We start from the raw sequence: 26,652 nt of genomic DNA on the forward strand, positions 1-26,652 counted from the left end.
TAATTCTTCTTCTCCGTGGATTACATCCGCATTGGTCAGCAGATGGTACGCACCTGCGAGGATTTCCGCCCGATCAGGCTGATCGGTTTCCAGTATCAGTTGGTCGATCAATTGCCGCGCGATTTTTTTGGTACATATCCATCACAGCCAACAATTCTTCCGTAATTTCCTGCGTTATCGCCTTCATAATTTCAGATCCTTTGCCCTTTCCAATGAAGATGAACTGCCAGACCTTGCGGTTAGCAAGGATATAATAACGTATCCAAAAAGTTGAACCGTAAATACAATGGCGACAAACTCAACCATTATGCTGTTCGCTGCATTAAAATCATTCACAAGATCCACAAAGATCTTCCCAGGTCGGGATAATACATCCCACGAATTCCACCGATTAAATCTACCAATGTAGACCCCTATACTGCTCAATAGCAAAATAACACCGACAACCATCATACTAATGTACTTATTTATTAATTTGTTTAACATTTCGTGGATCTGAATGATCGAACAAGTCGAGAGCAGCAATCCGATGATCGCTACGGCAAACGTCAGGGTGAGTCCATACCAAAAATCAATATTAACCCAAAATCTAACTTCCCCTTGAGCATCAAAATATCTGAATGAATGCAGAATCTCCGTAAAAAGGTAGGCCGCATTGGGCAGAAAAAAGAGCCATACTCCATACATCAGCCCCATACATATCATGCTCGTTGTGGTTAATTTCTTATTAAACATGTATCTAATGCAGGATGAGATGATGAATGGTACCCATGCCAGGAACATATCCCAACTTAAAAATCGATACATATTCGTATCTGTTTGAGCACGTAAATACATCACAACACCTAGACAACATAAAGTAGCCACGAGCAAAGTAACGATGAGTCGGACATCTTGAACCGGATGTTTGTTATCTTTCATTTCTTTGCTTCTACTTCCTTTTCGTTGATGAATGTTATAAGTTATAAATACTTTTTAAATGCCTTGCTGGATTCTCCGTTGTACCCCAATTTTGTATAAAAGTGATGTGCTTCGTTTCTGGATGATCCGCTCGTAAGAAACACCTTCACACAATTTTTCTGCTCACATACATGCTCTATATGTTTCATCAATTCAGACCCATATCCCTTGCTCTGCACATGTTCCGTAATGATAACCCGCTCAACTACGCCGAATGGTCTATTTTCCACCAAAGCATCCAGACAAATATGTAAATGAGCCGTGCCGATCACCTGATCACCTATTTGATACACAAACAAAAAACTGTTTGGATTATTCCGAACCTCTTCAATCCGTTCTGCCAGTACCTTCGTGTTTAAGTTGTTTGGCAATAATTCTTTATACAACCTTTCGATAACTGCTGCATCTCTAGCTTCCGCTTCTCTTATCATCAAACTCCCCCTCCTTGAGGTTTATCCACTAAATTTTCTTGGTCAATATAATCTCCAAAGGTTGTGTATCGAGCAACAGAGCCCCAGCATCAACATACCCCAGCTTTCGATAGAAATGTTGGGCATGTTCGTCTGATTGCGTTGAAGTCATCACCGTATCAAAGCCTTGTTGCTTCATTAAATTTTCCCAGTGATGCACCACTTTTTTGCCATATCCGCCGTTTCGATAGGGTTCATCAATCCAGATCATATTCATGAAGGGAAGGTTGTCCCAAAAGTAACCGTACCTCATCCATCCAACTCTTGATCCCTCGTCCTCGTCCCATAGGATGAATATTTCTTTCTCACTAATCTTCGTTTTCACAAGTGGCTGATGGATATGCCGATCTCTTTCAATGATATAGTCATAGTCGGCTTCCGTTGCATATTCAATCTTCATTGGAATTGCCCCCTTCATTAACTACGTCCATCATAACCCAAAATGTGGTATATGCGAACAGTTCCTTCCTCTTTTTCTCCCATGCCAAAAAACCACGGTTTCCCGTGGCTACACCTGTTCTATTTTCCTCAATCCGTTGTTGATCCGCTGACTAATTGCCCCATGTACCATACAGCTTGCCGCGCAGATCGCCGCGCAACGGCTTGCGCCGAACAACTCGCATGCACCAATACAAAACTCGCGGTGTCGCCTACCTTCGGCCAGACTTGCTCCCCTTGTGAATCCAGTGGTGTAATCCCTCCTGTTACCCATGCCAAAGATTGAGACAAGGACAGTTCGTCACTATATCCGTACAGTTCTGCGAATCGTCCCGCTTTCTCAAGCATATCCCCATTGCCAAAAGGAGACCAATGATCCGTCAAGCTGTCTGTGGCCAGCTTCACGTTCACACCCATACGGCGGAGCATTGGAAGAGGCATCATCGTTCTGCCAATGGGCACCGTGGAAGCAATGCTCATCCCAAGCGAGGCCATTCGCTGCGCCATATCTTCTGCTTCCTGCTGGTCTGCGCCGCCGAACCAGAACGCATGACTTACCGTAACTTTACCCTGAAGCCCTGCGGCTTCGGTCAGATTCGCGAGTTCCAGCAGCGTTTGTTTGCCGGCCTGCCCGCCATCATGCAAATGAATATCGATGCCCGCCTGGTGCTGAACAGCCAGTTCAACCATGGCGTTCAGTGATTTCTCAATCTGTTCGTCCACCGTATGGGGATCAAGTCCGCCCACATGTGTTGCCCCTTCCTTCATCGCTTGGCCCATAAGCTCCACTGAATGGGAGCGAAGAAGTCCATGCTGCGGGAAAGCCACGATCTCGGAAGAGATTTTGCCCGAGAATGATTCCAGAGCCTGCCGCGTCGCTTCCAGTCTTTTCAAGCCACTGACAGGTTCAATATTGCAATGACTACGTACATGAGTGGAGCCGTACCCCTGGATCAAGGTCAGAATACTCTCCGCTTGACGCTGGGCATCTGGTAGCAGTTTGGGCAACAGAACCTTTTCTTCTTCGATACGTTCGAAAATACTGGAGATACGCTTAACGGCTCTCCACGGCCCATCGTAGTAGGTTTTATCCAGATGAATATGTGCCTCCTCGAACGAAGGTAACAGCAGAAGTCCCTTGCCATCTACTTGTGGTAGATCGCTAGACAACGGTTTGTTTCCTTCCACAATCTCCGCGATCACTCCATCTTTAATCCGCAGATGAGCGGAGCTTGTCCGTGTCCCCGTCACCTGTTCCCCCTCCCGAATATAACTCCGCTCCACAGTCACGTTTGTTAACCAATAAGCCTGTTTCATCATGTCTCCCTCTTTTCTTACCCGGCATTACGTCCCCCGGATACCGATTGATCTATGATCCATGGTACCATACGGTTTCACCGGGCAAAAATACGTAAAACGTTGGTGTTCCATATGCGGAACGTTTGTATTACGCTACATTATATACATGCAAAAAACAGGCACAATACGTGCCTGCCCCGTCCACTCACCTTAATCTTCTTGATTACGCGAGTCTATTAAAAATGAAACCGCGCATGCCCTCCATCGGTCACGCCTTCAATCTGTTCGATATCCAGCAGTCTGCGCTTCATCTCCAGGCCTCCCCGGAACCCGGTCAGCTTGCGATTAGCCCCAATAATGCGGTGGCACGGTAGCAGAACCGGAATTGGATTGGCTCCATTTGCAGCACCAACCGCTCGCACAGCCGAAGGTCTTCCAATCGCAGCGGCAATGTCACCATAGGTCCGAATTTCACCGTAAGGCACACGCCCTAACTCTCTCCATACCTCCTGCTGGAAGTTCGTTCCGATCAAGTCCAGTGGGATCGCTTCTGTATAAGTCATGGGCTCTCCTGCAAAATAGGACTGCAACCAGTTCATCATACCTGTTTGTTTCAGAGCATCCTCGTTCTCTTCCAGTTCCACGCCAGGTGCAACTTTTTGTATCCAGCCGTTCCAATCTTCCAATGTTTCGTTGGGCATAACCACTCGGCACAATCCCTGTTCCGTAGCGAGCAGCACCCATGGACGACCGTCCAACTGCATCGTGGTGTACATCAACTTATTTCTCATTCGTTTATCGCCCTCTCCCCGGTGGAATGCTTCAAGTTAGGACTAAGAGGTAACCTGCCTCTTCACCTTACGTTTCATACTGCGGATGATCTGCTTGCTCTCCGGATCAACGCGATAAGATTCCGTGATTTTCTGAAGTGCCTTATTATACGTAAAATCGTCCAAGGTATTATCCTTTAGATAACGCATAGTCACCTCAGGTTGTTTCACATAAGCCATTGAGATGGCCCAAGCCACTGCCATTTTCACATAATACGCCTCGTGTCTAATCTGATCCAATGCGGATAGAACCTGATCGATATATCGCTCATTCAGATAAAAATTCAACAGCATTACCACACCAAACCGGATTTCATATTCCTGATCTGATCTTAGATACGGCTGCAAGAACGCCCACATGGGCTCCGAATGGACCTTCGTATATTTCAGTCCCGCACAGAAGCTGTCACACACCGACCAGTTGTCAATCTTCGGTACAAATGTTTCAATAGCCTTTAACAGTTCGTCCAGATCAGCCTGTACATGTCCAATGACCATTGCTTGCAACATCACTTCTTCAAAATATTCATCCTCTGCCGTTTCCAGATACGTGCGCCAGTCCCCGGCGGCAAGCTGCTTGGCAATTTTTCGTAAGGCTGGCAACCTTACACCAAGTACATTCGTGATGTTGGGAATAAGTGCAGCCGAGAATTTCTGATACTCCGGCTCAACCATGCTGAGCAATTGTGTTCTGATATCTACTTCCACTAGCGCATGTCCTCCTCGTCTGTTGCTGTACAACAAGTATATCCTTGCAGCGAATGTTTGTAAGCCCATATCGAATGTTTGAGCAAGATTACAATATCATTTTGGGTATTCTCTTTTTCTCCATTTGTTTAACCGCCAACCTATTTCGTTTAAAAATATGAAGCTGACCGAATAGAAAGGAGTGTCGATATGAACGGACCTCATACCAAGAAAGATTTCTCCGTGGAGGAGATCACCGAACAACTCGTGCAACATGTACAATCCCAGAACCTTCCCGATTTCTATAAATTGGTGAAAGAACTGCATCCCTACGACCTCTCACTTGTATATAAAAAGTTCCCTGAAGAAGAAACCAATCGGTTTCTGCTCCTGTTCAAACCCGATGCTCTGGCGGATCTCGCCGAGACCTTGAAGCTGCACGAACAGATTCAACTGTTTGAACGACTTGGGCCGGAACGAACACTTGAAGTCATGCAGCAGATGGACAAAAGTGATCTGATTCGGTTCATGCACGATTTACCCGCCAAACGCAGAGAAGAATTGCTGTCCAACATGAATCTGGATCACTCTGCCATTATCCGATCCGTGCTTAATTACCCGCCGGAGACGGCAGGACGCATCATGACAGATCGGTACCGGACCCTGCTCTCCCACGAGACAGCAAAGGAAGCCCTACGGCAATCGCAAGGCACCATGCATATCTCCCCCTCCAGTTACCTCTATGTGACCGATGATGAAGGCAAACTGGTCGGTGTTGTGAGTTATCGATCTCTTGCCTTGGCTGACGATAAGACCCAGGTTGAAGAACTGATGACCCGGCGGGTGATCCATGCAACGGTAGATATGGACCAGGAAGAAGCAGCACAGCTTCTACAGCGTTATGAGTTTATTGCACTTCCGGTGGTGGATGAAAATCACAGGTTATGCGGTATCATTCAGATGGATGATGTCATCGATATTATTATGGATGAAGCCAGTGAAGATTTGGCCAAGATGGGGGGCGGCAGCAAGGATATCGACTTTGATACCAAACCACTTGTGGCCGTCACACGCAGGCTTCCCTGGCTCATATTGCTTCTCTTGATTGGATTAATCTCGGGAAGTATCGTGGATTTTTTCGAGGATACATTGAATCAGGTTGTAGCACTGGCATTTTTCATGCCGATGATTGCAGGTATGACAGGTAACACAGGAACGCAGTCTCTGGCTGTTGTGGTACGCGGACTGATCGGACGCAAACTCGACAAAGCCACCGTACTCGCACTGATTGGTCGGGAGATCAAGGTAGGCATAATGATTGGCTTGGTATGTGGATTGCTGATTACTGTCATCGCTTATTTCTGGCAAGGGGACTGGCTGCTGGGCGCCATTATAGGGGTATCTCTGTTCCTCACTCTTGTCATTGGTACACTGACCGGTACATGCATCCCGCTTCTGCTTAGTCGTTTCAAAGTCGACCCGGCTGTTGCCTCTGGCCCGTTAATCACCACATTGAATGATATCTTGTCCCTGTTTATCTATTTTGGCATCGCCACACGTTTCCTCGATGCCTTGATGTAAATAAGTTGGGCATACAGCAAAACAGACCTGATCCTGAGATCAAGGTCTGTTTTTTCATTTTATCCAGTGTTACGCTGATCTTTTATTTTTATTATAGATATCAAACGCTACAGCGAGCAGTAGTACCAATCCCTTAATTCCCTGCTGCCAGTCAATACCGAGACCAATCAGGGACATCCCGTTATTCAGCACACCCATAACCAAACCACCGATGATGGCACCAAATACCGTACCTATGCCCCCTGAAGCGGAAGCACCACCGATGAAGCAGGCCGCAATGGCATCCAGCTCGAAGTTGGTACCCGCTCTTGGCGTAGCTGCATTCAGACGTGCGGCGAAGATCAACCCGGATACCGCGGCAAGTGTACCCATGTTTACGAAAACCCAGAAGGTTACCTTTTTTGTTTTGACCCCAGACAGACCTGCGGCCTTCTCATTACCTCCAAGCGCATACACATGCCGTCCCATGACAGTACGATTCATAACGAAGGAGTACACAACGATCAGGACAAACAGCAGGACCAGGATATTCGGAATACCTGCATAACTTGCGAGTACAAACGTAAACAGATTTGTCACAACAGCCACCACAATCAACTTGAGCAAAAACAGTCCCTGTGACACGACTTCAAATCCATATTTTCGCTGGGAACGGCGTTCCCGCAGTTCATTGACAATGTACCAAACGGTGAGCACAAGACCCACAATGATAGATACCAGACCAAAACCTGAGAATTGAATGTCCGCCAGGAAGCCAGAGCTTATTTTCTGGAAACCACCCGGGAAAGGAGAGATCGATTGCCCCTCCAGCACGATCATCGTCAAGCCGCGGAACAGTAACATCCCTGCCAGCGTCACGATAAATGCCGGAATCCGCACATAGGCGATCCAGAAGCCTTGCCATGCACCGATCAAAGCTCCAACCAGCAAGGAAGCGATGACTGCAAGCCAAGCCGGAAGCTGCCAATCAACCATCATAATCGCAGCAACGGCACCAACAAAGGCTGCAATGGAACCAACAGACAGGTCAATATGCCCGGTAATGATGACCAGCACCATTCCGATCGCCAGCACCAAAATGTAACTGTTCTGCAAAATCAAATTTGTAATATTAATCGGCTTGAGCAACAGCCCGCCTGTAAGTACCTCGAACAAAAGCATAATCACAACCAAGGCAATAATCATGCCGTATTGACGGATATTATTTTTGAACAGTTTTGTTATCATTTCCATGCTTGCCGCCTCCAGACTTGGTCATATATCTCATCAACGTTTCCTGCGATGCTTGCTCCCGGCTGACTTCACCGGTGATTCGTCCGGCATTCATCACATAGATCCGGTCACACAGGCCAAGAACCTCCGGAAGCTCGGATGAGATTACCAGTACACCCTTGCCTTCAGCAGCAAGCCGATGAATGATCGTATAGATTTCGAATTTTGCTCCCACATCAATACCGCGGGTAGGTTCATCCAGGATAAGAATATCTGGTCCGGCAAAAATCCATTTGCTGAGCACCACTTTTTGCTGGTTGCCTCCACTCAGATTACCGGTCTTCTGCAAAATACTTGGTGCTTTGATGTTCATGCTTTTCTTCATCTTTTCTGCTACCAGTACTTCTTCACGCTCGTTCACTACTGCGTTTCGCGTCAGCTTGCTCAGACCCGTCAAGGAAATATTGCGCTTGATGTCATCCATCAGAATGAGTCCGTATTCCTTGCGGTCTTCTGTCACATAAGCAAAACCGTTCTGAATAGCCTCTGTGACAGTATTGTTGTGGATCGGTTTACCATTCTTAATGAGTTGACCCGAAATATTCCGGCCATAGGATTTGCCAAAGATACTCATGGCAAGCTCGGTACGCCCAGCGCCCATCAGCCCGGCAATACCTACAATCTCACCACGTCTGATATTCATATGGATCTGATCCAGTACTTTCCGCTCGGCATGATGTTCGTGATATACCGTCCAGTCCTTTACCTCAAGGATAACTTCACCTATGGTGGCATGACGCTCCGGATAACGGCTGGTGAGATCACGTCCTACCATTCCGCTAATAATCCGGTCCTCCGTCACTTTTTCCTTCTTCATATCCAACGTCTCAATCGTCTTGCCATCCCGTAAAATGGTCACGGAATCGGATACCTTGGATACCTCATTCAGCTTGTGTGAGATCAGGATACAGGCGATGCCCTGTTTCTTGAATTCCAGCATCAATTGCAGCAGGTTTTCACTGTCGTCCTCGTTCAACGCAGCGGTTGGCTCATCCAGAATAAGCAGCCGCACCTTTTTGGAGAGCGCTTTCGCAATTTCGACCAGTTGCTGCTTGCCTACCCCGATGCTGGATACCAGCGTGTTTGGATTTTCGCTCAGTCCCACCTTCGAGAGCAGTTCCCGTGTACCTACAAAAGTTTCCTTCCAGTTGACAATTCCTCTGCTGGCACGCTCATTGCCCAGATATATATTTTCCGCGATTGAAAGGTAGGGAATCAGGGCCAACTCCTGATGGATAATGACGATTCCCAGATCCTCGCTCTGCTTAATATCCTTGAACTCACAATTTTTGCCCTGAAATAAAATGTCACCTTCATACGTGCCATGTGGATATACACCACTCAACACCTTCATCAACGTAGATTTACCTGCGCCATTTTCACCACATATGGAATGAATTTCGCCTTCACGGACTTTCAGATTGACATTTTCCAGCGCTTTGACGCCAGGAAAGGTTTTGGTGATGTTTTTCATTTCCAGAATGATTCCGGCCATGGGATGTGCTCCTTTCATTTATTATTTCAGTCCGATTTCTTCCTTCGTGTAATACTGTGTACCAACGATATCCTGCTCCACATTTGTACGGTCCACTGAGATCGGATCCAAGAGATACGCCGGAACAACCTCAATTCCGTTGTTATATGATGTTGTATCATTAACTTCCGCCTGTTTTCCTTGCAAAATACTATTGGCCATCTCTACCGTCTTCTCCGCTAGCTTCCGTGTATCCTTGAACACCGTCTGCGTCTGTTCCCCGGCCACAATGGACTTGATTGAGGCAAGTTCTGCATCCTGTCCTGTAATAACGGGTAGCGGCTTGTTCGAAGTACCGTAACCAATCCCTTTCAAGGATGAAATGATACCAATACTGATTCCATCATAAGGAGATAATACTGCATCCAGATTATCACCCGAGTAATACGCACTCAGCAGGTTATCCATCCGTGACTGGGCCAGTGCCCCGTCCCAGCGCAAGGTCGCAATCTGGGCCATCGTCATCTGCTTGCTGCGTACCACCAGTTTGCCGGAATCGATGTACGGCTTCAGCACAGACATCGCACCGTCGAAGAAGAAATAGGCGTTATTATCATCAGGAGAGCCACCAAACAGCTCAATGTTATACGGTCCTTTTCCATCCTTGAGTCCAAGCTTTTGTTCAATGTAGGAGGCTTGAAGCACACCCACCTTAAAATTGTCGAACGTGGCGTAATAGGTTAAGTATGGCGTATTGCGAATGAGCCGATCATACGAGATCACTTGTATCCCTTCGTCATGCGCTTTCTTGATTACATCCGTTAATGTGTTGCCATCCACGGACGCGATGACCATCACATCCACACCTTTGGTGATCATGTTTTCAATCTGTGAAATCTGATTTTCGACCACATCCTCAGCATACTGAAGATCGGTTTTGTACCCCTGCTCCTGAAACAGACGGACCATGTTCTCCCCGTCTCCCACCCATCGTTCTGATGATTTGGTTGGCATCGATATACCGACATATCCCTTGTCTTTGCTGCCTGGACCACTCTCTGCCAGATTGCAGGCCGAGAGCATCAAGGTCATCACCAGAAGCCAGATGAGCATTGCTCCTTTTTTCATATGAAGTTCCCCTTTCCTCACGTCATACGGTTCTGAATGAGTTATAAGATAACGCTTACAATGCATGTAGTGCATCCTGTTGCTTGCTGTTCCTGTCTGAGACTAATGGTAGCATTCGAGATGCCGCAAGGTCTTTGCACGTTTTGAACCTTTTTTATAAAAATTCAACTTTTGATGGAAACGCTTAAAATACAAGTGTGACCCATGAGAAACCATACCAGAATCAAAAAAAGACATGCTCCACTTCGCTTCACACGAAGTAGAACATATCCATCTCATTTATCACACGTCTGAATGAACAACTGTAATGCGATATTTAATTCGCGGAAGGATGATAAGCTGTCCCCCCGTTCTTTCGATACTGCACTGGTGAAATGCCCATTGTTTTCTTAAACGCAGTGCTGAAATAATGCTGGGTATCATAACCTACACGCTCAGCTATGGTGTGGATCGGCAGTGTTGTTGAGTCCAACAGCTGTATAGCCTTGCGAATGCGAGCATGCGTGACAAGCGTGACAAAGGAATCATTCAGCTCTTTCTTCAGCACACGACTAAGATATACAGCAGATACTTGTAGACGGGAAGCGAGCGATTCCAGCGTCAGTTCCCGATCGGCATACTCTTCGTGAATAAGTTGTCTTGCCCGGCGAACCAGAGGCGACAACTGCACTTCCCCGTAAACCCGTTCACGGCAATGACGGTACGTATCGGGCGTTTCTTCCAGTGTCCCTGCATGTGTCGCCACATGAGCATGAATGGCAATATTCAGGCAAGAACTGATCTGTTGTTCCAATAGAGACTCTATTTCTTCAGGAGCTTCCTGCCACAGACACATGCCGATCAAGCCGCTTACGTCCCGAAACAGGACATGTGGCACGTCCCCCAGCAGTTCACTAATTATATTTTCCACTGCAAACAGAAACAACTGACGATCATTCTCTCTCAGTATCGTCTGACGAGCTTCAGCGGCAGGCCAGCGTACGACCCCGATCTGCACAGGTGGGACGGCGGGCAGCCGTAAAAACACAAGTTGCTCCGTCAGATCCCTTCCTTCAGCCTGCCCCTCCAGCCACTCCAGCATAAATCGCTGGCGAAGCAACGGGATATTACGTTCAATCTGATGAGCTGCCTGTTGTACATATGCCGTCCTCTGGTGCTCTTCAGTAAGTCGCTGATGCAATCGCTCAAGTGCAGCATATAATTGTTCTGCTTGCACAGGCTTCAAGATGTAATCCTCTACGCCAAGACGAACCGCCTCCTGCGCATATGCAAATTCATCATGTCCCGAGATGATCAGGTAACGACAGCCCGGGCACTTCTGCTGAAGGGCACGGATTAGTTCGATACCGTTCAGGAATGGCATATTCATATCAACGAGAACAATATCCACACCCAAGTCAGCCGCCCGTTCCAGCGCTTCCTCGCCATCTTCCGCTTCACCAACAACCTCCATCCCAAGCGTTGCCCAGTCAATGGCATCTCGAATCCCCTCACGAATGATCGGTTCATCATCAGCGATGAGCACGCGGTATTTCTTCGCCACATCGCTATCCTGCGTAATCTCCATTACCGTGGCTGAAGCGGGTGTCTCATCTGTTTCAGTGGAAGTTGTCACGGTCGACTTCATGAATTTTCCCATTCACTCTCCTGCCTCTCTTCGTTATTGATTTGCTTGGTTGGTGGGAGCTCCCGCATCAACGGATGAATGATGGTCACACTCGTTCCTTCACCTTCCTGGCTCTCCAGCACAATACCGTACTCGTCACCAAAGGACAGCCGGAGACGGGCCTGCACATTCAACATTCCATAACTTTTGCCTGTCATCCCAGGCGAAGACGCTTCCAAACTGGCCAAAGGAGCTTCGAGCAGCTGTTGCATCTCGGCAAGCCGTTCGTTGGACATTCCTGCTCCATTATCCTGAACGGTCAGCAGCAGTCTGTTATGTTCCAATCTGGCCTCCACCCGAATGTGTCCCGGCCCACGTCTGCCCTTGATTCCATGATAGATTGCATTCTCTATTAGGGGCTGAAGCAGCAGCTTTAACACAAAAAGGTTCCGCAGATCCTCTGGAATATTCAATGTATACTGAAGACGATCGCGGTATCGTGTCTGCTGAATTTGCAGATAGCTGGTCATATGCTCAATCTCGGAATGCAGCGGAATGTAATCCTGTCCTTTACTAAGCCCTATGCGAAATAATCGAGATAACGCGCCTACCATGCCGGATACATCTTCTGCACCCTCTTTGCGTGCCATCCAATGAATCGTATCCAGGGTATTGTACAAAAAGTGTGGTTTGATATGCTCCTGCAAACTTCGCATCTCAGCGTCACGCTTCTGCCGCTCCCGCAATTCATTAAGTGATATCAGTTCTCGAATCTGTGCCAGCATTCGGTTATAACTGTTGCCAAGCATGCCAATCTCGTCAGCGCGATCACTCCAGCGGCCTGGTCTGAGATTGCCGGTCTCCGCCCTGCGCATGTAGGACATGAGCCGAAAAATGGGCTGAGCAATGGAACGGGAGAACCATAAAGAGGCGCTCAGGCCAAACAAACACACCACAAATACAAAGCTAACCACGTAAAACTGGATTTGGCGTACTTCGGATATCGAGTCTCTTGTGGGAAATACCCCTACCGTTCTCCAACCCGTAAAGGTAGACGACTGATACATGAATAATAACGTTCCACCTTCTGTATCGGCGGTAAATGTTCCACTCTCACCGGAGGGGAACCAGTCTGTGGGAATGTGTTCTATTAGCGGGTGCTCCGGCTTGTATACACTTTGACCTTCTGCATCCGTCACCATCACATAACCGGATTTCCCCAAGGTTACATTACGGGCAGCCTGAGAGACGGACCTTAGTTTAAGATCAATCATAATAACGCCTCGCACACGCCCTGACGCTTCATCCGTTATGGAACGTGCAACCGATACAATCTCATCATCCTTGTACCGTACATGTGTCGTGAGATTACGCTCTTTCGGCTGACCCAACACCATGAAGATGCCCGGATTGGCCGAAGCTTTTTGATACCAATTTTCCTGAATCAGACTCTGTTCCGCTCGGGGATACATCTCGTTGCTAATATAGTCACCACTTGCATTGACGAGAACAATCCCGGCGATTTCAGGATACAATGTTGTGAACCCCTGCAAGGTTTGTTTAATGCCATATAACCGATTTTGCTCCGTTTCGGCATTGGTGTCCATGTTCATCGGTTCGATACCTGCATCATCATTCAGTGGCATTTTGTCGTTCATAAAAGCATCAATATCCGGGTCAAATGCAATCAGATAGGTCATGTTTTGCAAATTTTCCATTTTGCTGTTCAGAGCTTCATTCACTTTGCCAATCAGTTGCATGGTATGCCCTTCAACCTGTCGCTCAACTACCCGCTCCACCGTCCAGTTCACAAGCAACCCAAGTCCTACGGAAGGTACAATGGCGAATAACAGAAAAAGCAGCATCAGCTGGTAGCGAAGGGGCATATTACGCAAGCGTAAACGCCGAATCCCGTTCCTGAAAGTTGAGAGAATCGCTCTCCTGCTCCAATGCCCTGGACTCTTAAAATCCTCCTTGTTATTTGGCATAGTAATCATCCACATCCGAGCGTGTCACCACAGAGATGCCTGTGTCCACCATCACGGGAAGCGGTGCATTTTCACCGGATGAAGATGGGGCAGGAACCGTTAACTGGTGATGTAGATGGAACAGATATTGGAGTGACCAATATCCCATATTCCAGGTTCCCTGTGCAATCGTAGCTGAGATTGTACCGTTCTTGATCATATCCAATGTAGCCTTATTTGTATCAAACGAAATAATCTGCAACGGATGTCTGTCCCCGGCAGTTTGAACGGCTTCCCCCGCTCCTGCCCCTCCAGTAGCTTCAGTCACAAAAATACCCGCCAGCTCGGGATGTTCCTTCATCATTCTCTGTGTTTCATCTCTGGATACCATCGCATCACCGTGTCCGTCTGCAACTTCAACGATCTGCATGGAAGGGTATCTCTCCTTGATCGTATCGCGGAAGCCCTTCGTGCGCTCTTCATGATTCTGTTGCCCAGGCAAGGTTAATACCGCGACCTCTCCCTCACGACCCAGCAGTTCAGCCATTTTATCAGCAGCTATTACACCTGACTTGTAATTATCTGTCCCAAGAAAAGAATAGGCCTGGCTAGCAGGTGCATCCGCGTCAAATAATACAACAGGGATATCTGCGTCGATTGCCTTGTTAATCGCTGGAACTAACGATTGTGGATCGATTGCAGATATGGCAATGCCCGCGGGTTTACGAGCGATAGCCTGCTCGATCACCATGGTCTGCTCCTTCGCATCATACCGGGTAGCCCCGCGATATTCTACGGTCACACCAAGTGCATCCGCGGCATCCTCGAAGCCTTTGAGCGGGCTCTTCCAATACTCCAGCCCGGACTGGAATGTAATCATGATATACGTCTCTCCGATATCGCCGCGCAGCCCCCGGTCCTCCCAAGAACTGTTTACCTGACTGGTGTATTCGAATCTCAACACATACAACGCAAATGCTGAGATTAGCAAAATGTAAACAAGCAGCATTTTTTTCATTCCGTTCACTTCCTCAAGTTGTCTGATCACCTTGTACTTCGTTTAAATTGTAAACGCAATCATTCAAAAAGAAAACTCCCCCTTATCTTTTAAAAGGAAGCTCCTGTTGCTAACGGTGTACCTGCTGCAATAATGTACTATATGGTTTCTCCCTCTGGACGTATGATCATGGAACTAAACTACAACCTGAGGAGAGCATCATCACTATGAATCTTGCATCTTTTTTAATCTACTGCATCGTTGTTACATTCACCCCCGGCCCCAGCAATATCGTAATTCTTTCTTCCGTACAACACGTTGGGGCACGTCAAACGATGCAATATGTGTGGGGAGCTACGCTGGCATTTGGTCTGCTGCTTACCGCTTCAGCTTTTCTTAATCAGCTTCTTGCGGGAGTGTTACCCGGAATTCTGAAGGTGATGCAGATTGTCGGCGGCCTGTACATGGTGTATCTGGCGTACCAGATCTACAAGATGGGTACCACGGAGGATGCACCAAAACAAGTTACCGGATTTTGGAACGGTTTCATCATGCAATTTGTGAATCCAAAGGTAGTCTTGTTTACTTTCACTGTCATTCCAAGTTATGTATTGCCCTTTTATCAAAGTTCATTTTCTTCGTTCCTGTTCGTGGTGTTAATTACCTTCATTGGATTCCTGGCCTATTCCAGTTGGGTTGTTTTTGGCACGGTTTTCAAAACGTTGCTGAATCGCCACCAAAAATTACTGAGTATTCTCATGGCCCTTTTTTTGTTATACTCAGCCATTATAGTATCCGGATTAATCTAAAGCTTGGGAGGTGTGCTGCATGGAACGGTTTAACTATAAAAAGTCGCAAGACGTGCTGGCACTATCCGCCAGCTTTACTGATTTTGCATACAAAAAACATTGCCATGAAGAGTATGCGGTTGGCGTAACCCTGCGTGGCATTCAACAATACAACCTGGACGGACAATATCAGGCGTCTCACCAAAATGGTGTCATGTTGTTCAACCGTGAACAGTCCCATGATGGAAGTTCCTATGATAAGGCTGGCATTGACTATGTGATGCTGTATTTGAAGCCGGATTTGGTAGAGGAGATTATAGGCAAAAAGGAATTGCGTTTTGGAAGTCCCATCGTCTATGATCCCGAGCTTGCACGTAAGATCCTGATGCTGAACGACGCCGTTCAACTCAGACAGGACGAAGCCGAGTGCAGCGAACGGGTCTTCGATCTGGTTCACCTGCTGGCTCAGAAGGAGATGGACACCAAGCTCTGGTTGCCTCAGGACAATCTGGTCCGCAAAGCCAAGGAAATCATGTTTTGCAGCACTGAAGATGTGCTCAAGCTGGACAACCTAAGCTCCGAATTTGGCATGTCCAAGTTTCAATTTATCCGTGAATTCAAGGCACATGCAGGCATATCCCCCTACCAGTTTTTCTTAAACTGCAAAGTAGAGCGTGCCCGTCAATCCATCGAAACACACAAGGACGTCTATGCTGCTGTTGCCGATTGCGGATTCGTTGATCTGACCCATCTGAACCGACATTTCAAACGGGTATTTGGTGTCACAGCTTATGAATACATGTTGCAGCTGAACTATAAAAAATGAACTAAAGAATATACATTGACCACTCCGATGACAGAATAACCTTCTGATCGCTGTTATCCCCAGATTTTTTTGATCCCTTTTTATAAAGGGAAAATCCGGGGATAGCGTATGCTTCCGATGCAGCTTTCTTTCAGAAAGCTTTTAGGCGAACGCTACGCTTCTTCTGGTTCTTTCTGTCCTCTCCGTTTTGTGTAAATGTTTAGTTTAATTTATATCAGACCTGCAATCAGATTCTTTTCTTTCGTCTCCAGGTCCACACTACTGCCAAAGCTGCCAATACAATGACTCCGCCATATAAGATGAGATAGAGAGGCCCACTTCGCCCACCACCATCATTGGTTTCTCCAAAATCTTCTTTACTTACAAGCTTTCCCGCACCCAGCAATTTCAGATCGTCTCCGGCTTGTTCAATTGGAACATTGCGACTGCACAGATTCGTATGAAGCTTATGATCCACTTCATATTGATAAGCATAGATCAGGTAGGACTGATTCTTTTCAAATTGAATGCCACAGGACTCAGAACCACCGTCACTCGTGAGAATTTTCATCTTTTTGGCATTAACCCCCTTCCATGCAGTATCTACATCAAAGGTATACTCTCTTAATAAGCCATCATGCTTAGACTGTTGAGAACGTCCCTTCTTCACCACTTCTCCTGTAAATACAGTTGTGTTTGTCTTCAATCTCTCTTGAGCATCACTCTCGACACAACTGCAAGCATACACTTTCTCTCCGGGAAATAGAGCTAACCCTGACATAACCAACAGTAAGACCAACATGCACATCACCAACCGTCGTTTCATTCCGCCCACTCCCCTATTAGATTCTCTGCTCAAACAACCGTGTTAAGGTTACATATTTTTATTGCTGCAATATTTATTGTAAAATTATAGCACAAAACCAATATGGCTATGTTCGCATTCGCAGACACAACCTACAAAAATCAACCATCACGGAGGAACTCAACATTTGATGCACAACTGGAAAAAGAATATCTCATTCCCGCTGCTCGTTGCAGCGTTATGCATGATCGCTTTTGTAAGCATCGCCCTGTCCATCAGCGACAACCAAATTCATCGATTTGATGATACCTTAATCGGATGGATTCAGGGGTTGGAATCCCCTGGTATGACACAATTCATGCACCTTTTCACCTGGATCGGCAGCGAAATGCCAGTGGTCTTCATTACCATCATCGCCATGATTGTGTTATACATTTTCCTGCGACACAAACGCGAACTGCTCTTCCTGGCTTGTGTGCTCCTAGGTTCAACCCTGTTAAATGCATTGCTCAAGCTGGTATTCCAGCGTGCCAGACCTACCATTAACCGGATTATCGAAGTGAGCGGCTATAGCTTCCCCAGTGGGCATTCTATGGCAGCATTTAGCCTGTACGGTGGACTGGCCTTTCTAATCTGGAAACATGTACCCACCGTCACCGGACGTGTGCTGATGATTGTTGCCAGCGCCGTATTTATACTTACCATTGGGATAAGTCGTATCTACTTGGGGGTGCATTATCCAAGTGATATCGTAGGCGGATACTTCTTGAGTGGTTGCTGGCTCTCCATATGTATATGGTTTTATCGACGGCATTTGGAGCGCATGTCCCAACTGCAAAGCAGAAGACTGGCATAGCCGCCACCAGCGCTTACACAAAGAAATACCCGGCTTTCCTTAACTGAAGGATAACCGGGTATTTCTATATTCATTATAGTAGTCCTGAACTCGTTCAGATACATGAATCCGCTTGTCCCATTTAAGCGAACAGACGGATCTGTTTTTTTTTACACCAATTTATAACTCTTCACCATTGGATTCGATAACTTTTTTGTACCAGTGGAAACTCTTCTTCGGTGTTCTGCTCAAGTCTCCGTTACCGTCGTTGTCTTTATTGACATGAATGAAGCCATAACGCTTCTTCATCTCTCCAGTGGATGCACTAACCAGGTCGATACATCCCCACATGGTGTAGGCAATCAGATCTACGCCGTCAGCTACCGCTTCTTTCATCTGCTCAATGTGACCTTTCAAATAATCAATGCGATAGTCATCTTGAATGGTGCCATCTTCCTCTACCACATCAACAGCGCCCAGACCGTTCTCAACCACCATCAGTGGAATCTGATAACGATCATACAGATGATTCAGCGTGTAACGCAGTCCTTTTGGATCAATCTGCCAACCCCAGTCGGAGGCTTCGAGATATGGATTTTTGATACCGCCAAGCAGATTACCTTCTGCTCTCTCGAGGGACTCGTCTGCACTTTCAACCAAAGACATGTAATAACTGAAGGAGTAGAAGTCTACGCAGCCGTCACGCAGGGTCTGTTCATCATCTGGTTGCATCTCGATCTGGATGCCTTCTTCGGCGAAGAAACGTTTGGCGAATCCAGGATACGCTCCACGAACCTGAACATCACCGCAGATCATGTTGGAGATTTGGTCTTTCTTCTGTGCGAGCAACATGTCGTCCGGGTTACATGTGTTTGGATAGGTTGTCATGAAAGCGACCATACAGCCGATCTGAAAATCAGGGTTGATTTCATGTCCCAGCTTCACCGCTTTGGCACTGGCAATGAATTGATGATGTAATGCCTGGAAACGAGTCTGTGGATCATCCACTCCGTCGACCAGTGTCTCTTTACCTTCAAACAGAATACCTGCAGCCATATAAGCACCCATCGGCATCGTCAGACAGTTGATTTCGTTGAACGTTAGCCAGTATTTGACCTGATCCTTGTATCGATTAAAGAGGGTTGTACAATAGCGGATATAACAGTCGATGACTTCACGGGAAGCCCAGCCATTATACTTCTGTGTCAGACCAAATGGCGTTTCATAATGGGAGATTGTTACGAGCGGCTCAATATTGTATTTTTTCAACTCGGCAAAGACGTTATCGTAGAACTGCAATCCCTCTTCGTTTGGCTCCAGATCGTAACCGTTCGGATAGATCCGGGACCAGTTGATGGACATGCGGAACATTTTGAAGCCCATCTCTGCCATCATGGCAATATCTTCTTTGTAATGTCCGTAAAAATCAACCGCTTCATGGCTCGGATAATACGTGCCCTCTTCCAATACAGGCGTAATCCGGCGTGGAATCGTGTGAGTTCCCCCTGTCATCATGTCCGACGTGCTTGGCCCTTTGCCACCCTGGTTCCATCCACCCTCGAATTGATTGGCAGCCGTTGCGCCACCCCAGTAAAATCCTTCTTTCATTGTCATGACCAGTTCCTCCTTCATATTTAACTCATTTCGATATAAAGTGCTTGATATTATGCGAGTAGCCGTTCCGGTCACGAATCGTTCTTCTGATCGCTGTTATCCTCGGATTTCTTTTATTCCCATTTCTAAATGGAAAAATCCCATGATAAATGCGAACACTTCGTTTCTTCAGAATCGATATCGTCCCCTTCACTACTTCGCAATAAATGAAGAACAAATTATAAGACTGAGTCAAAATGTCTTGGTAAGACTTTTACACCAGTGTACCACCCATACCCTGACACCTATTGTCATGGTATAATAAGAGCATGGAAAATAACCGACTATTTCGAATGTTGCTTTTGTTATTGGAGAAAAAGAAAGCCACCGCACCCGAACTCGCCCGTATGTTCGAGATTTCTGTACGCACGGTGTATCGTGATATCGATCGGTTGAGTGCTGCGGGCATTCCCGTCTATACAACGACCGGCAAGCATGGCGGTATCCATCTGATGGACAACTATGTCATGGACAAGTCCCTGTTGTCAGAAGAAGACCAGAATGAAATTTTGATGGGACTATACAGCATCAGTGCGATCCCCCATCTTAACAGTGCCCATATGCTCCAACGGTTAACCGCCCTTTTTGATCACAAGCTGGATTGGATCGAATTCAATTTCTCACCATGGGGCAGCATCCCTCTGCAGGAGAGAGAACTGTTCAATCAGGTGAAGCAGGCTATATTAACGAATCAACTGATTACGTTTCATTATGTTAATTCGGATGGTGAGAAGAGCATTCCGACCGTGGAGCCACAGAAACTTATATTCAAAAACAGTACATGGTACTTCAAAGGCTATATTCATGATGATCCTGAGCGGAAAGAATTCGAGACATTCAAAATGAAACGGATCACCCAATTGAGTTTTCTAACGAGAAAACACGATCACTCTGTTACTGCCGGATCAAACGACCCTGAATCAGAAGCAGCTCCTGTCCTGACTCCTCTTACACTCTCGTTCTCCAGCAATATTGCATACCGAGTGTATGATTTTTTCGAACCCTCCCTCATTAAAAAAGAGCCTGATGGCAGGCTCCGTGTTTCTCTCGAACTGAATGTAGGGGAATGGCTCTACTCCTTCCTGCTGTCATTTGGTTCCGAGCTGACCGTAATTGAGCCTGTTCATGTTGGACAGGAATTGCTCAGACGTCATATCAAAGCCGTTGAACATTTGCAGAACGTCATGAACAAACTTCCCAACCATGAATGATATAATATAGGCCTATACAACTTTTGATCACAGCTGACTCTCCGTCATCCATCTGACCGAAGGAGGTTTATTCATGCAAGACATTAGACGCAACAATGTGGAACGTTTCAAAGGTTTTGGTACGTTATACGATCAGAACCGACCAGCTGCTCCCACTGAAGTGGTGGATATTCTAACGACATATCTTGGCAGCACACCGCGTATGGTCGCAGATATTGGTTGTGGCACCGGCTTATCCTCGTGGATCTGGCTTAATGAAGCTGAACGTATCATCGGCTTTGAACCCAGCGATGACATGAGGTCTGTAGCTGAATCCAAGTGGGAATCTGCCGGGAAGCCGGATAACCTGCGGTTTGTGTCCGGCTTGTCTCACGACCTTGGACTACCAGATGGCAGTGTGGATGTGCTGACCTGCTCGCAATCGTTTCACTGGATGGAGCCGCAACCCACACTACGCGAGTTTGCACGTGTACTTCGTACAGGGGGCATATTTGCAGCCTACGATTGTGACTGGCCGCCAATGTTAGACTGGCAGTTAGAACAAGCCTATCTGCAGCTGAATAAGGAAGCAGATCAACGAGCAGCCAGTCTGGCTCCCCAGGATAGTCAGGCACACAAATGGAGCAAGGATGGGCATTTGCAGCAGATTCAGCAGTCCGGGCTGTTCCGATATGTTCGGGAAATCGTATTTCATCACCACGAGACATTCACAGCCGATCGATATGTCAATCTCGCCCTGAGCCAAGGCGGCCTGCAAACGGCGTTGAAGCTCGGAGCGGATGATCTATTAACAGCTGCTGACGAGTTCAGAGCGCTGGCTAATCGTGTATTTGATGGAGAATCCAGAAAAGTACTCTTTTCTTATCGCATGCGCCTTGGTATTGTTTGAAAACCGTCCGTTCCTTGTATCTCTATACATACCAAATGAAAAAGGAGGTCCTACACGTCATAAACATGATCTGTAGGACCTCCTTTTGTCTACATCCTCAGGAAGAGAATAAGTCACTTAATTGTCGCTCCTGTACATTCAATGCCAACACCAATTTTGTTGGATCTTGTCTTGAATAAATGACGTTAATGATATGACCTTGCTGCACCTGGGGCAGCGCAGATGATAAAATTTCTTTTTGCGTTGTCACAATGAAGGTTTCACCGTTCGTTTTCGTTATGCTGAGTTTGAGCTGAAGCTTGATCTTATTAGTGCCTCCACTCCCAAGTGGAGTGACATCAAGGATCTTGGCCATCGCTTTTTCCCCTGTTCTTGCAATATCCATCATTTCAGGTGATACCCCTTGCTGTACCATCTTTTCATCCAGCAATTGCTGCATATCCTCCTGTGATAATTGCCCCTTCATATCAAGCCCTACCTTGCGCTCATCCTTTACGGAGACAACTAACGGAATAAAACTGCCCGGCTGAAACTGTGCCATGGAGGTCAGTGGAATGACGCTTTTCATCTCGGTATCGTATTTCTCTCGCCCTTTACGCGACACCGTCAGACCCAATCGAACCTCAGGTTGTTCATTAATATACGTCCCCGTCAGTTGTATTGTCTTAATGACTCCCACTGCTGGTAAACCTGTCCTTACTCGACCTACGCCAAAAATATTGCTCAAAATCGCAGGAACAAAGATCAGTGCAAACCCGGCAAAGATCGCCGGAGTGTACCACCATGCCTGCATAATCATAAACGGATCATTCCACAGCTGCTGTGCCAGAAATGGGGAGAACCCCACCCCGAATACAGTTAATACGCCAATGAATCTCAGAAATCCCACCATATGATCCACCCTCTCTTAATCCTTTTCTTAATATCTCTATTCAACGTTGTTATAAGCATTATCTAAATAGATTATGACGTCTTATAACCAAATACCTTCTAGCTGGACAATAGCCCCATGTAGATCAGCTCGGACGGATTTGCTGGATTCTGACCTAATCCCACCCGATCGCCTACTCGTGGAATCTGCATTTTGGACACCAGTGTCTCCAATGTCCGCTGATACTGGTTACCATTCGTTTCGGTCACATCCAATACAAGCACAACAATCGGATCAAAGTTGATCAGTTTGCCTGTATCGGTGATTGTCACCACCGTTGCTGTTGCCGTTAAAGGCAGAGAACCACTCGCCGCCAACTGTGCCTGCTTTGCCGAATCCAGACTTTGGTTGATCGCCTCCCGATGTTCCTTTGATACAAAACCTTTCATCATCATGCCCGTGAGTCCTTTATTCATCATTTTATCCGCTTTAGCAATTGCATCTTCCTGTTTGTTCTTTTTACCGAACCATCCCATATCAAACACCTCATTTGTTTTATTTGTTTTTAGAAGTTGTTCAAAAAGTCCACTTTTGATTACGAATCATGCCTAGCGGCATCATCAGCATCGAATATGAAATTCAGCCGAAATGTCCGTTGCTCACGTAGGTCTCCTACGCTCCGCTACTCCATTTCTATCTTCATTCCATCTTCTCGGTACTGAAAACCAGACTTTTTGAACACGTATTTATAGTTAAATTATAAACACCGTGACTTGTCCTTGAATACCCTTCTGGCGGCATACAAAAAAAACGAAAAATCCGGTCATTGAATGACGGGATGATCGCCTCTTTAGTAAGGAATGATGCTAATTTCACAAAAAAAGATCTACTGATCCGATCTTCATTTCACGATTGGTAGCCATATTTTGTGCCAAATCCATCGGCAATGCACAAAATCATGCCAAAAACATAACTTTAAGCTTTCTCGAACCTCCAGACGGACTAGTGGTAGCCTTAATGCAACCTGCCACTTACTCCATTAATCTCCTTTTATTTCATTGTCGTTCGGTATTAATTCATACAAGGTACGAACATCACAACCGATGGAATCGGCGATCGATATGGCAATTTTGAGTGGCATCACTCTTTTGTTTTCAATAAAGTCGTAAACTCGTTCCGGTTTAAAAAGTAAGTCTTTTGCCAACCATTCTGCTGACTTTCCGGATTCCATCAATCGTTCACTCAGTAAGCAACGTCCTAGTTCAAATTTCAAGAAGCGATGACCTCCCGCATTAGATAATATTTAACCTTAAGCGTGGTCCATTGCCAGCATGAATATACTCTTATGGGTAAATCCAAGCTGATTTCCGCTCTATTTTTTGCGTAACAGGTAGACCAGCTTCCGATAATACATCGCCGCTTCCTTGTATTTCCGCTGATCCTCCGATACTACGGCCATCCCCTCATATAACGGCTCAAGCCGCATGACATGCTGCGCGGACTCAAAATAAGGCAGACACGCAAGCGCACGTTCCATGAAAACATCCCGATTTCCATGCGCAAGAGCCAGATGGCTCTGGTAGAAGGTTGCGCTCATCTGCTGGTTCTGTGTTGTTGCACATTTCAAGAGTTGATCTACACTCTGCGCGAGCACGCCCCAGTTCTTCCTTGCCAGGGCCACTTCGCATCGATACACACTGACGAGCGGCTGCATGGCGATCTGTGTTTCTTCCGTTTCCTGCTGCAATAACGATTCAAATCGTTCAATCTCCGCCTGTGCCTGATCCAGTTCACCTTTCATCGTCAGCATGACAATGCGATTGTTGGCAATCGCCGTCACCAGATCTCCCTGGTTGCCAGCATACACGAGGTTTGCCTCCGCCATGGTTAATGCCGAGAGCGCCTCCTGAACCAGCCCCATTGCGAAGCAATAACCACTATATGCCACATATAACCCAGACAACCGATGGAACATCCGCTGATCATAGACATGACGCATCGTAAGCTCGAATACCTGTTTTGCCTCTTCATACTGTTTGACCTGAATGTAGGCTTCCATCTTGATATTTTGCACAGACAACCAGAATTCACTGCCAGGAAGCGCCAGCTCACTGAGCCTGGTTGCATGAGTTAGTACATCCACAAAAGCCATTTTGGAACGATAATATTGTATTTTATAGAATAAAAGTGCCTTGACTAACGGACGCGGCAGATCAATATCGTCTGGGCGACCGTATTTCTCCAGGTAAAAATTGAGGTAGGAGGTATGTATATACTCATGAGCCGTTGCATCGTTTAATTGCTGATAATAGACCGCCTTCATCAAGGCCGTTGTCAGCTCAACGGTCAACGTGTCATCCCGATCTGCCAGTGCATGCACCGTATCTTCGGATATCGCCGACGCTGGAACAGACATTTGTTCGAAAACGACCTCTGCCCGTTCAATTGTTTCCTCGTCCTGAGCCGCAGCTTTTAGAATATAGGAAGGGGATACCCCAAGACGCCCGGCGATGGCTTCTGCCAAGTCCTCAGGTAGAGGATAACGATCCGCCAGGATATTGGCAAAGTGGGCCTGCGTGACCAGACCTTCCACAAGGTCTTTACGGGAGATTTGTTTTCTTTTGCTTAGCAGTTCAATGCGTTCCTTCAGCATGGTATCCCTGTCCTTTCTATCCTAACAAGCGAGTACATTCTATTCACATCATCGCAAAATTAGAGATATCACGCCACCCTTCCGGCGAAATCAAACGAAACGGTTTCCGTTTCCGAGGTAATTGTTTTACAATAAGAAAGTATGTGTAAGAGCATTTTATCGAAATGCTGAAACATGAGCTGAATATGAAAGGATGCAAATAAATGATTATTAAACCAAGAACACGTGGTTTTATTTGTACCACTTCCCATCCTGTAGGTTGCGCTGCGCAAGTGCAGGAACAGATTGATTATGTGAAATCCCAGCCTGAGCTGAAAGGACCGCGTAATGTGCTCGTGATCGGTGCTTCCACCGGATACGGTCTCGCGTCACGTGTTGTTTCTGCCTTTGGAGCTGGAGCGAATACAGTCGGCATTTATCGTCCAAGCAGTTCCACAGAGAAACGTACGGCTTCTGCAGGCTGGTACAACTCCGCTGCATTCGAAAAAGCCGCTGAAGAAGCAGGCCTGAAATCGTACAGCGTTACAGGTGATGCATTCGCAAACGAAACACGAGACAAAGCCGTTGAACTGATTCGCAGTGAACTCGGTCAAGTCGATCTGGTCGTATACAGCGTAGCCTCGGCACGCCGTACCGATCCGAACACGGGTGAAGTATTTAACTCTGTGCTGAAGCCTATCGGACAATCCTACACGAACAAAACGGTGAACTTCCACACAGGCGAAATTAGCTCCGTTACCCTTGAACCGGCAAACGAAGAGGAAATTCGTCAGACGGTAACCGTTATGGGTGGAGACGATTGGGAACTGTGGATGGATGCCCTGCAACAAGGCGGCGTGCTTGCCGATGATGCAACAACCATCGCTTTCTCTTATATCGGTCCTGAACTTACGCATGCCATTTATCGTGATGGTTCCATCGGTCAAGCCAAGAATCATCTGGAAGCGACTGCACACAAGCTGAATGATCGTTTGAGTGCCAAAGGTGGACGTGCGTACTTAACTGTAGCCAAGGCGCTGGTGACTCAATCCAGTTCGGCAATTCCAGTGGTGCCGTTGTACATCTCAGCATTGTACAAAGTCATGAAAGAAAAAGGCTTGCATGAAGGATGCATCGAGCAATTGCAACGTCTGTTCGCTGATCGCTTGTATGCGGGAGGAGAAGTTCCAACCGATGCCGAAGGCCGTATTCGCATTGACGATTGGGAGATGAGAGCTGACGTTCAGGAAGAAGTGGCGAAGCTCTGGAATGAGTTGACCACAGAGAACATCTACGATCTGTCCGATCTGGAAGGTTACCGTCGCGAATTCTTCCAGCTGTTTGGTTTTGAAACCGATGGTGTGGATTATGAAGCAGATGTTGATCCCAACGTTGAAATGCCTCATCTGGTGAACTAAAGAAGTTTTGGCGTGGACGTGAGCTTAGATTTTCGT

Annotated in this window: 25 protein-coding genes; 7 read left to right on the forward strand and 18 right to left on the reverse strand. The window is 46.7% G+C overall.

Features of this window, described 5'->3' with window-relative positions; translation table 11 throughout:
* Nucleotides 1-183: 183 nt before the first annotated feature.
* The 6 genes from ACE04G_RS01615 to ACE04G_RS01640 all read right to left on the reverse strand — a co-directional run bounded on the left by ACE04G_RS01615 (nucleotide 184) and on the right by ACE04G_RS01640 (nucleotide 4,705).
* Complete coding sequence (locus ACE04G_RS01615; protein WP_221824660.1) at nucleotides 184-921, reverse strand: DUF1361 domain-containing protein; 738 nt, start codon at nucleotides 919-921, stop codon at nucleotides 184-186.
* Between the two features lie 41 nt (nucleotides 922-962).
* Nucleotides 963-1,391, reverse strand: a complete 429-nt coding sequence (locus tag ACE04G_RS01620; RefSeq protein ID WP_221824663.1) for a GNAT family N-acetyltransferase — start codon at nucleotides 1,389-1,391, stop codon at nucleotides 963-965.
* 28 nt (nucleotides 1,392-1,419) lie between these two features.
* Nucleotides 1,420-1,830: a GNAT family N-acetyltransferase gene (locus ACE04G_RS01625; protein ID WP_339305374.1), complete on the reverse strand. Its 411-nt coding sequence runs from the start codon at nucleotides 1,828-1,830 to the stop codon at nucleotides 1,420-1,422.
* A gap of 128 nt (nucleotides 1,831-1,958) precedes the next feature.
* The gene (locus ACE04G_RS01630; RefSeq protein ID WP_221824788.1) at nucleotides 1,959-3,185 is read right to left on the reverse strand and encodes an amidohydrolase; all 1,227 of its coding nucleotides are present in this window, start codon (nucleotides 3,183-3,185) and stop codon (nucleotides 1,959-1,961) included.
* A gap of 218 nt (nucleotides 3,186-3,403) precedes the next feature.
* Nucleotides 3,404-3,958 carry a methylated-DNA--[protein]-cysteine S-methyltransferase gene (locus ACE04G_RS01635; RefSeq protein ID WP_221824667.1) on the reverse strand — a complete coding sequence of 185 codons (555 nt, stop codon included), beginning with the start codon at nucleotides 3,956-3,958 and terminating at the stop codon, nucleotides 3,404-3,406.
* A 42-nt stretch (nucleotides 3,959-4,000) separates the two neighbouring features.
* Nucleotides 4,001-4,705, reverse strand: coding sequence for a DNA alkylation repair protein (locus tag ACE04G_RS01640; RefSeq protein WP_221824669.1), 705 nt, complete (start codon nucleotides 4,703-4,705; stop codon nucleotides 4,001-4,003).
* A 189-nt stretch (nucleotides 4,706-4,894) separates the two neighbouring features.
* On the opposite strand from ACE04G_RS01640, the gene mgtE reads away from it, so the two are divergent.
* Nucleotides 4,895-6,265 (forward strand): magnesium transporter, encoded by a 1,371-nt coding sequence (gene mgtE, locus ACE04G_RS01645; RefSeq protein ID WP_221824670.1) that lies wholly within the window; start codon nucleotides 4,895-4,897, stop codon nucleotides 6,263-6,265.
* 69 nt (nucleotides 6,266-6,334) lie between these two features.
* On the opposite strand, the gene mmsB is transcribed toward mgtE, so the two are convergent.
* The 6 genes from mmsB to ACE04G_RS01675 form a co-directional block, all read right to left on the reverse strand.
* The gene (gene mmsB, locus ACE04G_RS01650) at nucleotides 6,335-7,498 is read right to left on the reverse strand and encodes a multiple monosaccharide ABC transporter permease (protein WP_036674453.1); all 1,164 of its coding nucleotides are present in this window, start codon (nucleotides 7,496-7,498) and stop codon (nucleotides 6,335-6,337) included.
* A complete protein-coding gene (mmsA, locus tag ACE04G_RS01655; RefSeq protein ID WP_047844003.1) occupies nucleotides 7,467-9,032 on the reverse strand; it encodes a multiple monosaccharide ABC transporter ATP-binding protein in 1,566 nt (521 codons plus the stop codon). Before mmsA ends, mmsB begins: the two co-directional genes overlap by 32 nt.
* A gap of 21 nt (nucleotides 9,033-9,053) precedes the next feature.
* Nucleotides 9,054-10,139, reverse strand: coding sequence for a multiple monosaccharide ABC transporter substrate-binding protein (gene chvE / locus ACE04G_RS01660; protein ID WP_221824672.1), 1,086 nt, complete (start codon nucleotides 10,137-10,139; stop codon nucleotides 9,054-9,056).
* Between the two features lie 316 nt (nucleotides 10,140-10,455).
* Nucleotides 10,456-11,754, reverse strand: coding sequence for a response regulator (locus ACE04G_RS01665; protein WP_405132468.1), 1,299 nt, complete (start codon nucleotides 11,752-11,754; stop codon nucleotides 10,456-10,458).
* Nucleotides 11,755-11,762: 8 nt separating this feature from the next.
* Complete coding sequence (locus ACE04G_RS01670; protein WP_449003432.1) at nucleotides 11,763-13,631, reverse strand: cache domain-containing sensor histidine kinase; 1,869 nt, start codon at nucleotides 13,629-13,631, stop codon at nucleotides 11,763-11,765.
* A gap of 91 nt (nucleotides 13,632-13,722) precedes the next feature.
* Nucleotides 13,723-14,730, reverse strand: coding sequence for a substrate-binding domain-containing protein (locus tag ACE04G_RS01675; RefSeq protein WP_237177005.1), 1,008 nt, complete (start codon nucleotides 14,728-14,730; stop codon nucleotides 13,723-13,725).
* A 206-nt stretch (nucleotides 14,731-14,936) separates the two neighbouring features.
* Here ACE04G_RS01675 and ACE04G_RS01680 point away from each other — a divergent pair, with 206 nt between their 5' ends.
* Both ACE04G_RS01680 and ACE04G_RS01685 read left to right on the forward strand, forming a co-directional pair.
* Complete coding sequence (locus tag ACE04G_RS01680) at nucleotides 14,937-15,518, forward strand: LysE family translocator (RefSeq protein WP_449003431.1); 582 nt, start codon at nucleotides 14,937-14,939, stop codon at nucleotides 15,516-15,518.
* 19 nt (nucleotides 15,519-15,537) lie between these two features.
* On the forward strand, nucleotides 15,538-16,323 hold the full coding sequence (locus tag ACE04G_RS01685) for an AraC family ligand binding domain-containing protein (protein WP_449003430.1): 786 nt from the start codon (nucleotides 15,538-15,540) through the stop codon (nucleotides 16,321-16,323).
* A gap of 226 nt (nucleotides 16,324-16,549) precedes the next feature.
* On the opposite strand, the gene ACE04G_RS01690 is transcribed toward ACE04G_RS01685, so the two are convergent.
* Nucleotides 16,550-17,128, reverse strand: coding sequence for a hypothetical protein (locus ACE04G_RS01690; RefSeq protein WP_449003429.1), 579 nt, complete (start codon nucleotides 17,126-17,128; stop codon nucleotides 16,550-16,552).
* Between the two features lie 169 nt (nucleotides 17,129-17,297).
* Between ACE04G_RS01690 and ACE04G_RS01695 the strand changes: the two genes are divergently transcribed.
* On the forward strand, nucleotides 17,298-17,963 hold the full coding sequence (locus ACE04G_RS01695) for a phosphatase PAP2 family protein (protein ID WP_449003571.1): 666 nt from the start codon (nucleotides 17,298-17,300) through the stop codon (nucleotides 17,961-17,963).
* A gap of 159 nt (nucleotides 17,964-18,122) precedes the next feature.
* On the opposite strand, the gene ACE04G_RS01700 is transcribed toward ACE04G_RS01695, so the two are convergent.
* Entirely contained in the window at nucleotides 18,123-19,556 is a 1,434-nt protein-coding gene (locus tag ACE04G_RS01700; RefSeq protein ID WP_339178678.1) for a glycoside hydrolase family 1 protein, read from the reverse strand.
* A gap of 308 nt (nucleotides 19,557-19,864) precedes the next feature.
* Between ACE04G_RS01700 and ACE04G_RS01705 the strand changes: the two genes are divergently transcribed.
* Nucleotides 19,865-20,806 carry a helix-turn-helix transcriptional regulator gene (locus tag ACE04G_RS01705; protein ID WP_405130662.1) on the forward strand — a complete coding sequence of 314 codons (942 nt, stop codon included), beginning with the start codon at nucleotides 19,865-19,867 and terminating at the stop codon, nucleotides 20,804-20,806.
* A gap of 73 nt (nucleotides 20,807-20,879) precedes the next feature.
* Nucleotides 20,880-21,695: a class I SAM-dependent methyltransferase gene (locus ACE04G_RS01710; RefSeq protein WP_036674482.1), complete on the forward strand. Its 816-nt coding sequence runs from the start codon at nucleotides 20,880-20,882 to the stop codon at nucleotides 21,693-21,695.
* 97 nt (nucleotides 21,696-21,792) lie between these two features.
* Here ACE04G_RS01710 and ACE04G_RS01715 read toward each other — a convergent pair whose 3' ends face one another.
* The 4 genes from ACE04G_RS01715 to ACE04G_RS01730 form a co-directional block, all read right to left on the reverse strand.
* Nucleotides 21,793-22,587, reverse strand: a complete 795-nt coding sequence (locus ACE04G_RS01715) for a hypothetical protein (protein WP_339185444.1) — start codon at nucleotides 22,585-22,587, stop codon at nucleotides 21,793-21,795.
* Between the two features lie 98 nt (nucleotides 22,588-22,685).
* Nucleotides 22,686-23,102, reverse strand: a complete 417-nt coding sequence (locus tag ACE04G_RS01720; protein WP_221824681.1) for a hypothetical protein — start codon at nucleotides 23,100-23,102, stop codon at nucleotides 22,686-22,688.
* A gap of 503 nt (nucleotides 23,103-23,605) precedes the next feature.
* Nucleotides 23,606-23,839, reverse strand: a complete 234-nt coding sequence (locus ACE04G_RS01725) for a transcriptional regulator (RefSeq protein ID WP_076329132.1) — start codon at nucleotides 23,837-23,839, stop codon at nucleotides 23,606-23,608.
* Between the two features lie 99 nt (nucleotides 23,840-23,938).
* Nucleotides 23,939-25,219, reverse strand: coding sequence for an XRE family transcriptional regulator (locus tag ACE04G_RS01730; protein WP_449003428.1), 1,281 nt, complete (start codon nucleotides 25,217-25,219; stop codon nucleotides 23,939-23,941).
* 203 nt (nucleotides 25,220-25,422) lie between these two features.
* Here ACE04G_RS01730 and fabV point away from each other — a divergent pair, with 203 nt between their 5' ends.
* Nucleotides 25,423-26,616, forward strand: coding sequence for an enoyl-ACP reductase FabV (gene fabV, locus ACE04G_RS01735; protein WP_036617082.1), 1,194 nt, complete (start codon nucleotides 25,423-25,425; stop codon nucleotides 26,614-26,616).
* Nucleotides 26,617-26,652 lie beyond the last annotated feature (36 nt).

It is taken from the genome of Paenibacillus sp. AGC31 (assembly GCF_057334655.1).

Coding starts and splice junctions, on each gene's coding strand:
- ACE04G_RS01680 (WP_449003431.1), top strand. CDS start 14,937: ATGAATCTTGCATCTTTTTTAATCTACTGCATCGTTGTTACATTCACC.
- mmsA (WP_047844003.1), bottom strand. CDS start 9,032: ATGGCCGGAATCATTCTGGAAATGAAAAACATCACCAAAACCTTTCCT.
- ACE04G_RS01635 (WP_221824667.1), bottom strand. CDS start 3,958: ATGAGAAATAAGTTGATGTACACCACGATGCAGTTGGACGGTCGTCCA.
- fabV (WP_036617082.1), top strand. CDS start 25,423: ATGATTATTAAACCAAGAACACGTGGTTTTATTTGTACCACTTCCCAT.
- ACE04G_RS01705 (WP_405130662.1), top strand. CDS start 19,865: ATGGAAAATAACCGACTATTTCGAATGTTGCTTTTGTTATTGGAGAAA.
- mmsB (WP_036674453.1), bottom strand. CDS start 7,498: ATGGAAATGATAACAAAACTGTTCAAAAATAATATCCGTCAATACGGC.
- ACE04G_RS01730 (WP_449003428.1), bottom strand. CDS start 25,219: ATGCTGAAGGAACGCATTGAACTGCTAAGCAAAAGAAAACAAATCTCC.
- ACE04G_RS01625 (WP_339305374.1), bottom strand. CDS start 1,830: ATGAAGATTGAATATGCAACGGAAGCCGACTATGACTATATCATTGAA.
- ACE04G_RS01630 (WP_221824788.1), bottom strand. CDS start 3,185: ATGAAACAGGCTTATTGGTTAACAAACGTGACTGTGGAGCGGAGTTAT.
- chvE (WP_221824672.1), bottom strand. CDS start 10,139: ATGAAAAAAGGAGCAATGCTCATCTGGCTTCTGGTGATGACCTTGATG.
- ACE04G_RS01700 (WP_339178678.1), bottom strand. CDS start 19,556: ATGACAATGAAAGAAGGATTTTACTGGGGTGGCGCAACGGCTGCCAAT.
- ACE04G_RS01710 (WP_036674482.1), top strand. CDS start 20,880: ATGCAAGACATTAGACGCAACAATGTGGAACGTTTCAAAGGTTTTGGT.
- ACE04G_RS01715 (WP_339185444.1), bottom strand. CDS start 22,587: ATGGTGGGATTTCTGAGATTCATTGGCGTATTAACTGTATTCGGGGTG.
- ACE04G_RS01620 (WP_221824663.1), bottom strand. CDS start 1,391: ATGATAAGAGAAGCGGAAGCTAGAGATGCAGCAGTTATCGAAAGGTTG.
- mgtE (WP_221824670.1), top strand. CDS start 4,895: ATGAACGGACCTCATACCAAGAAAGATTTCTCCGTGGAGGAGATCACC.
- ACE04G_RS01615 (WP_221824660.1), bottom strand. CDS start 921: ATGAAAGATAACAAACATCCGGTTCAAGATGTCCGACTCATCGTTACT.
- ACE04G_RS01670 (WP_449003432.1), bottom strand. CDS start 13,631: ATGCCCCTTCGCTACCAGCTGATGCTGCTTTTTCTGTTATTCGCCATT.
- ACE04G_RS01675 (WP_237177005.1), bottom strand. CDS start 14,730: ATGAAAAAAATGCTGCTTGTTTACATTTTGCTAATCTCAGCATTTGCG.
- ACE04G_RS01720 (WP_221824681.1), bottom strand. CDS start 23,102: ATGGGATGGTTCGGTAAAAAGAACAAACAGGAAGATGCAATTGCTAAA.
- ACE04G_RS01690 (WP_449003429.1), bottom strand. CDS start 17,128: ATGAAACGACGGTTGGTGATGTGCATGTTGGTCTTACTGTTGGTTATG.
- ACE04G_RS01695 (WP_449003571.1), top strand. CDS start 17,298: ATGCACAACTGGAAAAAGAATATCTCATTCCCGCTGCTCGTTGCAGCG.
- ACE04G_RS01685 (WP_449003430.1), top strand. CDS start 15,538: ATGGAACGGTTTAACTATAAAAAGTCGCAAGACGTGCTGGCACTATCC.